The organism is Cohnella sp. CFH 77786 (assembly GCF_019400745.1).
Classification (GTDB): domain Bacteria; phylum Bacillota; class Bacilli; order Paenibacillales; family Paenibacillaceae; genus Cohnella.
The window spans coordinates 80,188-92,859 of sequence record NZ_WJIB01000012.1 but is presented as its reverse complement, the minus strand read 5'-3'; the positions used below and the strand labels follow the sequence as shown (position 1 = coordinate 92,859).

12 protein-coding genes are annotated in these 12,672 nt (G+C 58.3%); 4 read left to right on the top strand and 8 right to left on the bottom strand.

Annotation, left to right across the window (positions count from 1 at the left end):
• Positions 1-647 precede the first annotated feature (647 nt).
• Complete coding sequence (locus GE107_RS27240) at positions 648-1,139, top strand: DUF1904 family protein (RefSeq protein WP_219641430.1); 492 nt, start codon at positions 648-650, stop codon at positions 1,137-1,139.
• A 58-nt stretch (positions 1,140-1,197) separates the two neighbouring features.
• A complete protein-coding gene (locus tag GE107_RS18255; protein ID WP_255570612.1) occupies positions 1,198-1,461 on the top strand; it encodes a DUF1294 domain-containing protein in 264 nt (87 codons plus the stop codon).
• Positions 1,462-1,521: 60 nt separating this feature from the next.
• On the opposite strand, the gene GE107_RS18250 is transcribed toward GE107_RS18255, so the two are convergent.
• The 3 genes from GE107_RS18250 to GE107_RS18240 form a co-directional block, all read right to left on the bottom strand.
• Positions 1,522-2,349 carry a hypothetical protein gene (locus GE107_RS18250; RefSeq protein WP_219641429.1) on the bottom strand — a complete coding sequence of 276 codons (828 nt, stop codon included), beginning with the start codon at positions 2,347-2,349 and terminating at the stop codon, positions 1,522-1,524.
• A 209-nt stretch (positions 2,350-2,558) separates the two neighbouring features.
• Positions 2,559-2,957, bottom strand: a complete 399-nt coding sequence (locus tag GE107_RS18245) for a bactofilin family protein (RefSeq protein WP_255570611.1) — start codon at positions 2,955-2,957, stop codon at positions 2,559-2,561.
• Complete coding sequence (locus GE107_RS18240) at positions 2,954-3,964, bottom strand: M23 family metallopeptidase (protein WP_219641428.1); 1,011 nt, start codon at positions 3,962-3,964, stop codon at positions 2,954-2,956. Before GE107_RS18240 ends, GE107_RS18245 begins: the two co-directional genes overlap by 4 nt.
• Before the next feature lie 138 nt (positions 3,965-4,102).
• Between GE107_RS18240 and GE107_RS18235 the strand changes: the two genes are divergently transcribed.
• On the top strand, positions 4,103-4,561 hold the full coding sequence (locus GE107_RS18235) for an MFS transporter (RefSeq protein ID WP_219641427.1): 459 nt from the start codon (positions 4,103-4,105) through the stop codon (positions 4,559-4,561).
• Here GE107_RS18235 and GE107_RS18230 read toward each other — a convergent pair.
• The 5 genes from GE107_RS18230 to GE107_RS18210 all read right to left on the bottom strand — a co-directional run bounded on the left by GE107_RS18230 (position 4,528) and on the right by GE107_RS18210 (position 11,590).
• A complete protein-coding gene (locus tag GE107_RS18230; RefSeq protein ID WP_219641426.1) occupies positions 4,528-7,719 on the bottom strand; it encodes an ATP-binding protein in 3,192 nt (1,063 codons plus the stop codon). The two genes, GE107_RS18235 and GE107_RS18230, sit on opposite strands and share 34 nt — an antisense overlap.
• A gap of 61 nt (positions 7,720-7,780) precedes the next feature.
• Positions 7,781-8,464, bottom strand: a complete 684-nt coding sequence (locus GE107_RS18225; protein ID WP_219641425.1) for a response regulator transcription factor — start codon at positions 8,462-8,464, stop codon at positions 7,781-7,783.
• A gap of 296 nt (positions 8,465-8,760) precedes the next feature.
• Entirely contained in the window at positions 8,761-9,969 is a 1,209-nt protein-coding gene (gene nagA, locus GE107_RS18220; RefSeq protein ID WP_219641424.1) for an N-acetylglucosamine-6-phosphate deacetylase, read from the bottom strand.
• Positions 9,966-10,694 (bottom strand): glucosamine-6-phosphate deaminase, encoded by a 729-nt coding sequence (gene nagB / locus GE107_RS18215; RefSeq protein WP_219641423.1) that lies wholly within the window; start codon positions 10,692-10,694, stop codon positions 9,966-9,968. The genes nagA and nagB overlap by 4 nt, the downstream gene beginning before the upstream one ends.
• Positions 10,691-11,590 carry a MurR/RpiR family transcriptional regulator gene (locus GE107_RS18210; RefSeq protein ID WP_219641422.1) on the bottom strand — a complete coding sequence of 300 codons (900 nt, stop codon included), beginning with the start codon at positions 11,588-11,590 and terminating at the stop codon, positions 10,691-10,693. Before GE107_RS18210 ends, nagB begins: the two co-directional genes overlap by 4 nt.
• 183 nt (positions 11,591-11,773) lie before the next feature.
• On the opposite strand from GE107_RS18210, the gene GE107_RS18205 reads away from it, so the two are divergent.
• On the top strand, positions 11,774-12,577 hold the full coding sequence (locus tag GE107_RS18205; RefSeq protein ID WP_219641421.1) for an IucA/IucC family C-terminal-domain containing protein: 804 nt from the start codon (positions 11,774-11,776) through the stop codon (positions 12,575-12,577).
• The last annotated feature ends 95 nt before the right edge of the window (positions 12,578-12,672 follow it).

Here is a 12,672-nt window from a genome sequence, read left to right as displayed (position 1 = left end):
ATAAAACGTCTATCCGTCCGAAAAGGACGGCGTAGCCGGGTTACTTACCCGAAATTACAGGTCTTCGGGGTAGGTATGTGAAAAGAATATCCGGCTTGGGGCGCCAATCACACGCTGGCAGCATCTTAATCGATCGAAAAGGCGAGAGAGTGGCTGAGTAAAGGAAGAAAGTTACTTTAATTGGTTATGATCGAGTTAAGTTCCTTTGTGCCTCAACTCAGGCTCTCCCATGCGGTTTAGGCCGAGTTAAGTCCATTTGTTCCTCAACTCAGGCTCTCCCATGCGGTTTTGGCCGTGTTAAGTCCATTTGTACCTCAACTCCGGCTCTCCCATGCGGTTTTGGCCGAGTTAAGTCCTTTTGTGCCTCAACTCCAGTTCCCCCATGCGGTTTTGACCGAGTTAAGTCCCTTTGTGCCCCAACTCCGGCTCCCCCATGCGGTTTAGGCCGAGTTAAGTCCCTTTGTGCCTCAACTCCGGCTCCCCCATGCGGTTTAGGCCGAGTTAAGTTCCTTTGGAGGAAAAGGCGGGTTACTTTAATCGGTCGAAAAGGCGGGAGAGCGGCGGATTTCTTATACCGGAATTCGTGCATCCCGCCCATTTTTTCGGTATTCTAGATGGGACAGGTTACATCCAAAGGAGTCCTTGCCGTGCCGCACCTTCTCATACGGGGCATACCCGCCGAACAAATCCGTGCCGTCAGCGCGCCGCTTGTTTCCGAACTGGCTGACATTTGTCAATGTCCGGAAGACTACTTTTTGCTGGAATGCTTCCCTACGACCGCCGTCTCCCAGGGTGAAATCGTACCCTCTTATCCCTTTATCGATGTCGCTTGGTTTGACCGCGGTCCCGCCGTTCGGGACCGGTTCGCCGAAGCTGTCGACCGCCATATCCGCGGGTTGGGATTGCCCGAACTGGAAATCGCGTTCCGAGTCTACCGGGAAGACCACTATTATACGAACGGGCAATGCCTCGGAGACAGGGGGGACGAAGACGACAAAGCCGCACTGCAAAAGGAGCTGCAAAAGTTGAAGGAGTCCAACGCCCGCTTGCGGGAACAGCTCCGGAAGACAGCCGGCAAACCGATCGCCGGCGCGGATTCCGCAATGTCCAGTCGGCTGCGGGAAGCGTTGCGGGAATAGCCGTAAGTTGCCAGTATCCCATTCGAAATGATTCCATGAAACTCCGGAGGATACCGTTTTGGACGCATTATGGATCTATTTGGGCATCATGAACGTAACCGCTTATGGACTGATGGCCGCCGACAAATCGAAAGCCCGAAGGAGCGGCCGAAGAATCCGCGAGCGGACGCTTCTGCTTGCAGCGGCAGCCGGAGGGGCGCTCGGCGCCTGGATCGCCATGCGGACGCACCGGCACAAAACGAAACACGCAGCCTTCTATGCAGGCATTCCGCTCATGCTCGCCGTGCATGCAGTCGCCATCGTCTATTGGTTTTCCCGCTAGGATAAGAAAAAAACCTCGATTCCTCTCACCCGGCAGGGTGAAGCGAATCGAGGTTTTTCCTTATTTCAGCTCCGTGATCAGCTTCATCAGCCGCAAGGCTTTGTCCTTGTGCGGAGGTTCGGCCCTCATGACCAAAATTCTCTTCTCCCCGGGAGATTCGATCTGCGTGCCGTCGAAAATCGGACTGCCGGTTATATCGATTCCGTACGGATGAGAACTCGTTTCCTCTTCCGCCAGCACGCTGCGGATTCTTTCGGGCGTTCTGTTCCATTCTTGCCATGGCTCCAGCGTGTCCAGAGGAACGAAGGCTTTCTGCTTGGCCAGCTGCTCGAAATTTTTCTCGTCGAGGATCATCAGATCCATCTTCTCCGTCATGATCGTCAGCATGCCTTTCTGCTGCATGGCGATGTCTTGCTGGGACTGCAACTCCTTGGGGATATAGGAAATGCCGACGTCAATCCGCTTCCAATCCGGGACGAGCCGGAGCAAGTTCCGGGAAAGCAGTTCGCTGCTGTCGTCGTTGTTGTAAAAGTTGCCGAAAACGGTGACGGCGAGATCGAGGGGCGGTTTGTTCGCTTCCTCGTTCTTGCGGTCGATGTACCCTTTCACGGAAACGATGGCCACGATCAGAATGACGATCGCCGCGAGCACGTGATATTTGTAGTAATAGAAGAAATAGTTCACTTTGCTCTGCTTTTCGAGCGTCGTCGATTTCTCCGACTCGACGCCCACGATCAAGTTATAGGCTCGGGTGATCTCGTCGAGATTCAACTCCGTCTGCTTGGACCGGGCTTTCTTGAGGAGGATGAAGTATCGCTGCTCGACCTGCTCCCGAGTCGCGTTTTCCGGCAATCCAAGGGTTTCGTAGGCCTGTTTCAATTCATCCATTCGCTTTCACTCCATTGTCGGCTGTGAGGTCGTGGGATCCCACTATGAATCATACACGAAGGGCCGAAGAACGCGCAAATCGCCCCGACTCTCCGTATTACGGAGAAGCGGGGCGAAAGATTCGCGGAGACGCTGGATTCTCGTTGGCCGGTCTTCGGCGCGGACGCGGAGGAATCCGTGGCAAGGAAAGCGCGGGCGGGTTCTTGGTTTCAGGCCGAAGAAGCTTGCTCTTCCGTTGCGGCGGATTCCCCGCCGTTCTCCATCTTGCTCGTGCCCTGGAAAACGCCGCCGGCTTCGATCGACAGCTCCCGGGCGGACAGGTTGCCGTTCAGCTTGCCCGTTGCCTTGATCGTAAGCGTGCCGGAAGCATGGACGTCTCCCGTCACCTGGCCGGCCAGGATGACATTCCGGGCCCGGACATGGGACCGGGCCGATCCGCTTTCGCCGATCGTCACGTCTCCCGTACATTCGATATCCCCGGTCAAATGACCTTCGATTCGGATACTGGCTTCGGATTTGATTTTGCCTTCGAAATGGGTGCCTTCGCCGATCAAGGTGTCGGTCATGTTCGGATCGATTTTGAACTTCTTGTTTTTGAACATCGTCATGGCCTAATATCCTCCCTGCTGTTTTGAAGGTAGGGCTGAGGATCGACTTGCTTGCCGCCAACGTAAACTTCGTAATGAAGGTGAGGGCCCGTGCTTCGGCCGGTCGACCCCATCTCCGCGATGAGATCCCCTTTACGGACTTTGGTTCCGGGCTTCACCAGGATTTTGCTGAGATGGGAGTAATGCGTGGCGATCCCGTTTCCGTGCAAAATCATGACGTTATTGCCGTGGGAACCGTCATAACCGGTATGCGTCACCATGCCGTCCGCCGCCGCGTAAATCGGATCGCCGATGTCGCCGCTGATATCCAGGCCGGCATGGAACCGGGCCCGATGGGTGAAGGGATCCCGGCGGACTCCGAACGGGGACGTGATTTTCCGGGAGTCCGCCGGCCAGATCGTGGGCGTTACGCGCAGCCGGTTTTGCATGTTCAGAACGGCGTCCTTCGTTTGTTCCAATCGCGGTTTCATCTCATCGATCATGCCGGCGATGTCGGAGAAATCGCGGGTGGTCTGAAGCAGCAGGCCGTCGATCTCCTCATCGGTAACCGGAAGTTCTTCTCCTCCCGTACCTTCTCCGTCCATCGCGTACGCATCCTGGTTATCTGCGGAGGCTTTGGTCCCGGAAGCGGATCCGGCGTTCGGAATGCCGGCGATTTTCTTGAGCTGGGATTCGAGCTTATGAATATCCGCCATTTTGTTTTGTATCTTCTTCGCTTGATCGGACAGTCCGGCGACTTCCGTCTGCAGGTCCCCGATGTGCCGGTCTTTGTCGGAGATGATCTTCTCGTACTGTCCGGTCGATGAAGCCAATTCTTGCTGGAGGCGGCCGACCTCGTTCGCTCGCTTCCCGTACATGACCATCGATGCGGCAGCCGTTACGGCTAGTACCACCAGCAAGATCAGCGTGGACAGCAGGGTAGCTCCCGATAGCTGAAAACGAACCACCTGCTTGTTGGCCTCGTCCGGAATAACCATAAAAGTAAACTTATGACGTCTCCATTTCATGACTTTCCTCCTGGGCTTGCTTAGATCGCTTTCTTTCATTCGACTTTGGGTCCCTGTTTTCCTTTATTTCGGGAAAAAATTGCGCGAAATTTTGTTGAAAGAAGAAGGAATTTGTCATAATAAGGCGTATCGATCATCTTGAGCCTGCATATCATGCCGAATCTCACCCGGCTCACGGACCGGCTTAACCGCGGCTTCATTATTCCGGACTCGATCCTGACGGCGGGGCTCGCGTTTCTGCTCATCCCCTTGGCCGGCGGTTTATTCGCGATCGCGCTCCTCAGCGCCGTCATGGGAGTGGGCCTCGTCTGCAGGCAGCCGCTCTCCATAACCACCGCCTGCAACGCGTCTCCCATAACGAGAACAGGCGAAGTCCTGGGACTCCGCCTGGCCGTCAACCGGCTGTCGCAAATGATCGCGCCCTTGTTCTTCGGATTGCTCGGAACGTCGGCCGGGGTGGTTTCGGTCTTCTGCGTCAGCGGAGAGCAGCCCGCCATGGCCGCAGAAAAATGGTTAAGGGCGATTCTGACGAACCGCCCGCACGACCCGTTGCCGGAGGTCTCCTATCTCCCCGCTTCCTCCACGTATTTGCTTTGAGTCCTCCAATCGAGCGGGATGTCGATGGACAGCAGCGTCCCCCGCTCCCCCGTCGATTCAAGCGTCAGCTGTCCGCCCATACGGCGGACGTTGTCGTCCATCGCCGACAGACCGAAGCCGAACGCCGAGCCTTCCGGGACCGGTTCCCCGTCGCTCGAGAGCCGGAAATACATTTTTCCGTTCCCGTGCGTAAGCGTAAAGGTGAACGAGGCGCTGCCCCCGTGCCGGATCCCGTTCGTGAGCCCCTCCATCAACGCATGGTAGATCGTCTTTTTCTGGAAGGAACCGAGCGCGGGCAGCGGAGCGATATCCGCTTCGATACGGACGCCCGCGGACTCCTCGGTTTCCCGGATCAGGCGCATGAGCTTGTCGGATAAGTTCTCGTCCGTGCTTTCCAGCTTGAGCATCCGGATCGACTCGCGGATTTCGTTCAAGCCTTTGCTTACCAGTTCGCGGGACGTGTCGAGCTTCGGAAGGGCGAGCTCCGTCCGGCCGTGCGCGATGAGCATTTTGGCCGCTTCCATCTGGGCGATGCATGCGGTAAGCGTATGGCCGACGGTATTGTGGATCTCGAACGAGATCCGGTTTCGCTCCTCCAGAATAGAGGCTTCGGCCAACGCCTGAGCCGTCTCCTGCATGGCGGCCTGCAGTTCGACGTTTTTCTCGTGCAGCTCCCGCGTACGTTCCTGCACTTTGCGTTCAAGGGATTCGGTCAGCTCGCTGAGCTGGAGATGCAGCTCGATCCGGGCGAGCAGCTCCCGCTTGGCGACCGGTTTGATCAAATAATCGTTCGCTCCCGCGTCGAACCCTTCCACCAGGTCGGTTACCTGGTTTTTGGCCGTCAGCATGATGATCGGGAGCTCGCTTGGTTTGTATCGCTCCCGGATTTTGCGGCTCAGCTCGTAGCCCGTCATGCGGGGCATCATGAGGTCGGTCAGCACCAGATCCGGCCGGATTCCCTGCTCCAACATCCGAAGCGCTTCCACGCCGCCCGCCGCCTTGAGGATCGAGTAAGGCTGGGTAGACAGGAAATTGGTCAGCACCTGCAGGTTGACCGGATCGTCGTCGACGAGCAGGAGGCACGTTTCGCGGCGCGTCCAGGCTTCTTCTTCCAGGGGGAGCGGATCCGTCCGTTCCACGGCCGCGGCGACGAGGGGAGCGGCAGCGCGAGGCTGCGCGACTGCGGGAGAAGGAGCCTGCAGGTTCGGGTCCCCGATCGGCAGCGTGAACGTGAAAGTCGACCCTCTGCCCGGAACGGACACGAGGCCGAGCGATCCTCCGTGCAGCTCCACCAACTTCTTCGAGATCGCGAGGCCGAGACCGGCTCCTCCGTATTCCCTCGCGGCAGAGCCTTCTCCTTGCTCGAACGGCTCGAAGATGGCTTCCATCTTATCCGCCGGAATGCCGATTCCCGAGTCGGATACCGATACGTAAATCCAGGGTCCGTCGACATGCGCCGTGATTTCCACGTAACCCTGCTCCGTGAATTTGAGCGCGTTGCCGACCAGGTTGTATAAAATTTGCTGCACCCGGTTCTCGTCCGCCGCCGCGAGAGGAAGCCGGTCGTCGATCCGGTTGGCGAGCCGGATATCCTTGAGCTGCGCGAGAGGTTGAAGCACGTTCGCCACGCCGTCCGCGGATCGCTTCAAATCGACGCCCTGGATGAAGAGCGCGACTCCCGAATGCTTCAGTTTGGAAAAATCGAGAATGTCGTTGATGAGGCCGGAAAGCCGTTTGCCGCTCGACACCACCATGGACAAATTGCTTCTGGCCAATTCGTTTAATGGTCCCGCGACTCCCTCCAAGAGCGATTCGGTGATGCCGATAATGCCGTTCAAGGGCGTCCGGAGCTCGTGCGAGGTGTTCGCCAGAAACTCGTCCTTCAGCTTGTCGATCTCCTCCAGCTTCCGGTTCTTCTCCTCCAGCTCGCGGGAATAGCCGTGCACCTGCCGATGGACTTCGTTTTCCCGCATCAGGACGATTGTGCCCATGCAGCAGAGGAAGATGAACATGCCGGTGAAGACCGGAAGCTGGTCGTCCCGGACATAAGGGGTGAGCCAGGGAACGTGGTGCTGCAAATACGTCCGCAGCGAAGGAAACAGCAGCAGCATCGAGGACAGGAACGTCGAGAAGTTCGAGACGGCGTAACCGAAAATGATGATGACGGACTCCTTGCTGCGCTGTCCTCTATGGATGCGGGAGTGCATTCGCATGGAGGAGAAGATCAGGATGAGAAACAGCACCGGGAACACATAGAAAAGAAGCGTGTGATAGGCTTGGTTGTCCCAGAAGCCGACGCCGAAACAAATGAAAGTAAACGCCAGCATGCAGTAGCGGGCCGACCGGTGAAAGCGGGTGGCGACGCCGTACAGATGATGGAAAAAGCCGTTAAACGCGAACGATCCGAGCGGAAGCATGAGCTCGTGATAATAGATCATGGAGGGGGCGTCGACGAACAGCCCCAGGGCGAAAGTGCGGCATATGCTCGCGTATGCGGCGCAGAAGGCGAGCAGGCTGAAGTAGAAATACATTTTTTTTCTCGTGTTGAAATAGAACAGCGCCGCCACGACGGACAGCAGCGTGAAGATGACCCCGAACAGCAGCTTGTCGCCGTCCTTGTGGAGGATCCGCACGATGAAGTCGGCCGCGTTGCCGACCCGGATCGTTCCCGTTTTGACCACTCCGTCGTCGGAATAGACGCGAAGCAGCAGCGGTTCCGCGGGGTATCCGAAGGAGAAGGACACGAGATTCCATTCGTAATATTCCAGCATGCGGGGATCGCGGTCCGCGAAATTGGATTCGATGAGCAGCTTCCCGTTATAGTAGGCTTCATAATGGCGAAGATCGTTGATGAACAGATGGGGATCGCGGTACGGCTCGGAGCGGATGTCGATCTTCAGCCAATAATAGCCGGGTTTGGAAAGACGTTTGTCCGTCTCCCGGAGCGGAGTCCAGTCCGCGCTGATCGACTGGGGGTTCATCACGACGCTCAGCGGCAAATCGCCTTCGTGGAACTGCCATTCGGGGCTGGCGCTCAGATCGGTCGTCCGTACGTTTCCGTTCTCGGACAGAAACAGGATCGGGACCGTCCACCCGGTAACGAGCAGCAGGACAAGGCCCAGTCTTCGCATCCATTTTTTGAGTTTGGCGGGCAGCAACGGTTCAAACCTCCGATGGGGCGATTGGGATTGGGACGCGTTCAGGAATGCTCACGAACTTTCAGGAACGCGGGGGCAGCCAGTCCCTTAGCAGGCCCACGGCTTTGAGGCGGTCGTTCACCCCAATCTTGCTGTAGATGATGCTGATATAGTTGCGGATCGTCCCTTCGCTGATGTAGAGCAAGCCCGCGATCTCGCGGTTGCTGCGTCCCTCGGCCATCAGCTCGATGATTTTCAGCTCCCGCTCCGTGAATCCGGGATCCTGGTCCGGGCGGATCGGCTGGAGGGGACGCGCCGAGGGCGGCGCGGCGGCACCGGAGGCCAGACGTGCCGCGAGCTTCGCCGATATCGCGGTCGGCATCAGGAGGGTGCCGTCCATCGTGTCGCGGATGGCGGCGATGATTTTGTCGCCGGGCAAGTCTTTGAGCAGGAATCCGCTCGCTCCCGAGACCAAGGCGTCGATAATGTAATCATCCTCGGGGTAAGTGGTGAGGATGAGCACCTTCGTATCCGGATAGAGGGAGAGGATTTTTCTCGTGCTTTCGATGCCGTCCATCTCGGGCATCTGGATATCCATCAGAACGAGATCGGGGCGCAGCGTCTCCGTCAGCTCCAGCGCCCTGCGCCCGTTCTCGGCCAGCCCGACCACTTCCATGCCTTCGGACAGGTTAATCATCGTCTGAAGGCCGTCGCGCAGAAGCCGTTGGTCGTCGGCGATCACGATTCGGATCATCGGTCTCCCCATTTCTTCGAATTCCTCGATTTCCTGTGATTTCCGTACGCTTCACTCTTTTACCATTATAAGCGATACCGTAGTTTCTTGCTGAAAAATGTGGAAAAGCGGAGGGTGGCGTGATTGCAGTGGAGGGCGTGAAGGAATTGTGCAAGAAAGTTGCATAAGTCGGGCCAGATGGCGGGGAGCGGCGGAGTTGTGCAAGAAAGTTGCATCATTCGGACGCGAAAGAGCGGCTGCATAGACAACATGTAAATCAGCCCGCGGAGCCACACCATTTCCGTGTACCCCGCGGGCCGCTTTCCTCGCTATTCCCTCAGCTCGGAACCTCCGACCCAGACGCCGCGCAGCGTTAGCGAGCCGTCGAGCAGCAGCACGTCCGCGCGTTTGCCGGCTTCGAGCGTGCCGACCTCGCGGGCCAGGCCGAGCTGCCGCGCCGGATTGGCGCTGGCCATCTTGCTCGCGTCCGGGACGGAAACGCCGACTTCGCGCACCATGAACCGGAAAGCGTCGACCATGGTGAGCGTGCTGCCCGCGAGGCTGTCCCCGTCCTTCAATCGGGCGACCCCCATAGCCATGACGACCGGAAGCCCGCCGATTTCGTAATCGCCGTCCGGCATGCCGGCAGCGGCCATCGCGTCGGTGACCAATATGACGCGGTCGACCCCTTTGGCCGCCACGAGAAGCTTGATGCCCGCGGGATGGACATGGTGGCCGTCGGCGATCACTTCCGCCATGATCCGGTCATCGGTCAACACGGCGCCTACGGTACCGGGTTCCCGATGGTGGTAAGGGCGCATCGCGTTAAACGTATGGACCGCATGGCGGAGCCCGCGATCGGCTGCCTTAACCAGCTCGTCGTAGGTGGCGTCCGTATGCCCGCATGCGGGCACCGCTCCCGCGGCGGCCAACCGTTCGATGTAGGCCGGGGCGCCTTCCGTTTCGGGAGCCAAAGTCTGCATGCGGATGAGACCGGGATAGTCGCGTATCCAATCCTCCAGCCAATCCAAGCGGGGGGGCAGAATGTAGGCCGGATTTTGCGCGCCTTTCCATTTGAGGCTGACGAACGGCCCCTCGATATGCACGCCGAGCAGCCGGGCGTAAGGCATGCCCGCGCCGATGAATCGGCTGACCCTTTCGAGCACGCGGGACAGATTCTCCCGCGGCGCCGTCATCGAGGTGGCGAGCATGCCCGTCGTGCCGTGCCGCCCGTGAAAACGGGTGATCGCGCGCAGCTCCTCGTCCTCCGCGTCCATGAAATCGTGGCCTGCCCCGCCGTGCACGTGCATGTCGATAAACCCGGGCAGCACCCAGCCGCCCGATCCGGCTACGCGTACTGCATTCTCTGCCTCGGCCGGAGGGCGCTCCGCGCCGGCAACGCCGCCGTCCCCGCGTACGCCGCCGAGCCCGGCGATGATCCCGTGACGCATCCATAACCAGCCGTCCTCCAGAATCCCGGCCGGCGTGACGATCTTCGCCCCGACGATCAAACGATCCATTCCGATCGCACCGTTCATCCGAGTTTCTCCGCGGCCGCCCGGTCGAGCAGCACGATCAGGTTGGGATGCGTCTGCAGCAACGAGGCGGGACAATCGGTCGTGATCGGGCCTTGGAGTGCTTTCGCCACGATGTCCGCCTTATCCGCTCCTTTGACGACGAGCAATATTTTCTTCGCTTTCAGGATCGTTCCGACGCCCATCGTGATCGCCTGGCAGGGCACTTCGTCCAAGGAGAGGAAATAACGGGCGTTCGCCTTTCTCGTTGCCTCGGCGAGCTCGACCACATGGGTTCCTTTGGTCAGGGCGTGGGCGGGTTCGTTAAAACCGATATGCCCGTTGTGGCCGAGCCCGAGCAGCTGCAGGTCGATTTGGCCGTGCCGTTCGATCAGCTCGTCGTAACGGCGGCATTCCGCTCTCGGATCGGCCGCATTGCCGTTCGGAAGATGGGCTTGGGCGTCCGGCAGGTCGATGTGGCGAAACAAATGGTGCCTCATGTAGGAATGGTAGCTTTCGGGGTGATCCTCCGGCAGGCCGACGTATTCGTCGAGGTTAAACGTGACGGCGTTGCGGAAGCTGAACATCCCCCGCTCGAAATCGGCCGCCAGCTGCCGGTAGATGCCGATGGGCGTTCCGCCGGTCGCAAGTCCCAGCACCGCCCTCGGACTTGTCTGGACGATGCCGGAAATGATGTTGGCCCCCGCCTCGTTCAGCTTGTCGTCCGTGTCGAATACGAGTACGTTCATCGCGGATTCCTCTCCTCTTTGCCCGTGTATTTGCGAACGGTCTGGAACGACCGTTCCAGCCGCGGGACATATTCGCCGAAATGCTCGCTGACGAGCCCCGTAAACAGAATGTCGACCACGTGCAGCGCCGCCATGCGGGACGCCATGTCTCCCCGGCGCATGCCGGCTTCCGCCGATGAGGTGAACAACCGGATGTCGGCCAAAGCGGCAAGCGGATTCGTGCCTAGGCGGGTAATTGAAATCGTCACGGCCCCCTGCTCCGAGGCGCATTTCAGCGAATGGATCGTTGCGGTCGTTTCGCCCGAGTAGGAAATGCCGACCGCGACGTCCCGCGACGTGAGGGAGGCCGCGGAGGTCAGCTGCATATGGGGATCGGAGAATGAAGCGGCCGCTTTGCCGATGCGGATCAGCTTGCTCCAGAAATCCTGGGCGACCAGCCCCGACGTCGCGACCCCGTACAGGTCGATCCGGCTTGCCCGGTGCAGGGCCACGATCGCTTGCCGGAGTTGATCCAAATCGAGCAGCTGCGTCGTATCCGACAACGAACGAAGATGGTTTGCGGTAATGGCGGATACGATGTCGGGCAGGGGATTGCCCGCCACGATGTCCTGGTACTGCATCGGCGCGGCTTGCCCCGCCAATTCGGCTGCCAGCTTGCGCTTGAATTCCGGAAAGCTGCGGAAATGGAACGTCCTGCAGAAGCGCGATACCGACGAGGAACTGCTGCCCGCGCGCCGGGCCAGCTCCGTGATGTTCAATTGCGCGGCTTCCTGAGGCTGTTCCAGCACGAAAGCCGCGAGCTCGCGTTCCTTCGGGTGAAGGCTGTCTATCTTCTCACGAATGGCGGATAAAATGCTCAAGCTGCCACAGACCTTTCTTGGGAAAATTAATTTCATATTATTTCGAGAATATAAGAAAATTATTTCCGCACACCCTAACACTAAGATACCGGATAGCGGATCCGTTCGCAACAGCGAATTCAAATGTCGTTCCGCGGCAGGAACCGAGTTGATTCAGGACTTGAGAACGATTATCATAATCATTAAAATATTCGAATCTCTAAATGAAGGAGTATGGGGATGGGTACGAGTTCGAGCATGTCTCCGGTTGATCCGGTTTTGTTAAAAGACCGTCACGATATATCGCTGGGTTCCGGGATCGAGAAGGGCATGACGGATAAGGTCGGTCCGGAAACGGAGGATCAATTTCCCGATCTTCTCGAAAGGTTCGGCGCTTATATACGAAGCCCGAACTTGAAGGTGACCGGTTCGATATGGATCAAACATTACAGCCCCTTGGTCGTGGGTGCTCTATACGCCTGGATCCACCATTCTTACGGAATGGACGTATCGTGGAGCAACATGAAGATCGCGCTGGATGAGGAAGGCCTCCACTTTCATGTTTCCGATCCCCGCCCGCTCGCTGAACTGGATTCGGCCGGCAGTGAGGAAGAACGAACCGAACTCTATTTGCGGCATCTCTTTGCCGTCAACGTCACGCCCGTCGTGAACATGGCGGTCCGGTATACCCGGATCCAGGAGCCTCATTTATGGGCAACGCTTTCGTATTCGATGGCCTATTGGAAAGAGGTTTGGATGCGGGAAGCGAAAACCGGCGAAGATCGCCGGCGTATAGAGGACGTCTATCGGAGGATGACTGCGCCCGGGAAAGCCGCGTGGTTCCCGGACAAAGAAGCGAATCCGCTGCTGCCCGGCTTTCGCAGCATTGGAGATCCGCTTCATGAGGGACGCCGAATCATGGTCCGGGACAAATGCTGCTTAAACTATTGTTTGCCCGGAGAGGACCGCTACTGTTACACGTGTCCGCTGATCACGGACGAGCGGAGAATCGAAAAGTATTTGGCGGTTCATGCAGGCAAATGAAAGGCTGTCCCCCAAGGTCCTCACGGACTGCTCTTCTTAGGGGGACAGCCTTCTTCAACAGGATAAAGTTTATAAGTTTGCGAGGAGCGGTTGTG

Coding starts and splice junctions, on each gene's coding strand:
- GE107_RS18250 (WP_219641429.1), bottom strand. CDS start 2,349: ATGGATGAATTGAAACAGGCCTACGAAACCCTTGGATTGCCGGAAAAC.
- GE107_RS18245 (WP_255570611.1), bottom strand. CDS start 2,957: ATGACGATGTTCAAAAACAAGAAGTTCAAAATCGATCCGAACATGACC.
- GE107_RS18240 (WP_219641428.1), bottom strand. CDS start 3,964: ATGAAATGGAGACGTCATAAGTTTACTTTTATGGTTATTCCGGACGAG.
- GE107_RS18225 (WP_219641425.1), bottom strand. CDS start 8,464: ATGGGGAGACCGATGATCCGAATCGTGATCGCCGACGACCAACGGCTT.
- nagA (WP_219641424.1), bottom strand. CDS start 9,969: ATGAACGGTGCGATCGGAATGGATCGTTTGATCGTCGGGGCGAAGATC.
- nagB (WP_219641423.1), bottom strand. CDS start 10,694: ATGAACGTACTCGTATTCGACACGGACGACAAGCTGAACGAGGCGGGG.
- GE107_RS18210 (WP_219641422.1), bottom strand. CDS start 11,590: ATGAAATTAATTTTCCCAAGAAAGGTCTGTGGCAGCTTGAGCATTTTA.
- GE107_RS18205 (WP_219641421.1), top strand. CDS start 11,774: ATGGGTACGAGTTCGAGCATGTCTCCGGTTGATCCGGTTTTGTTAAAA.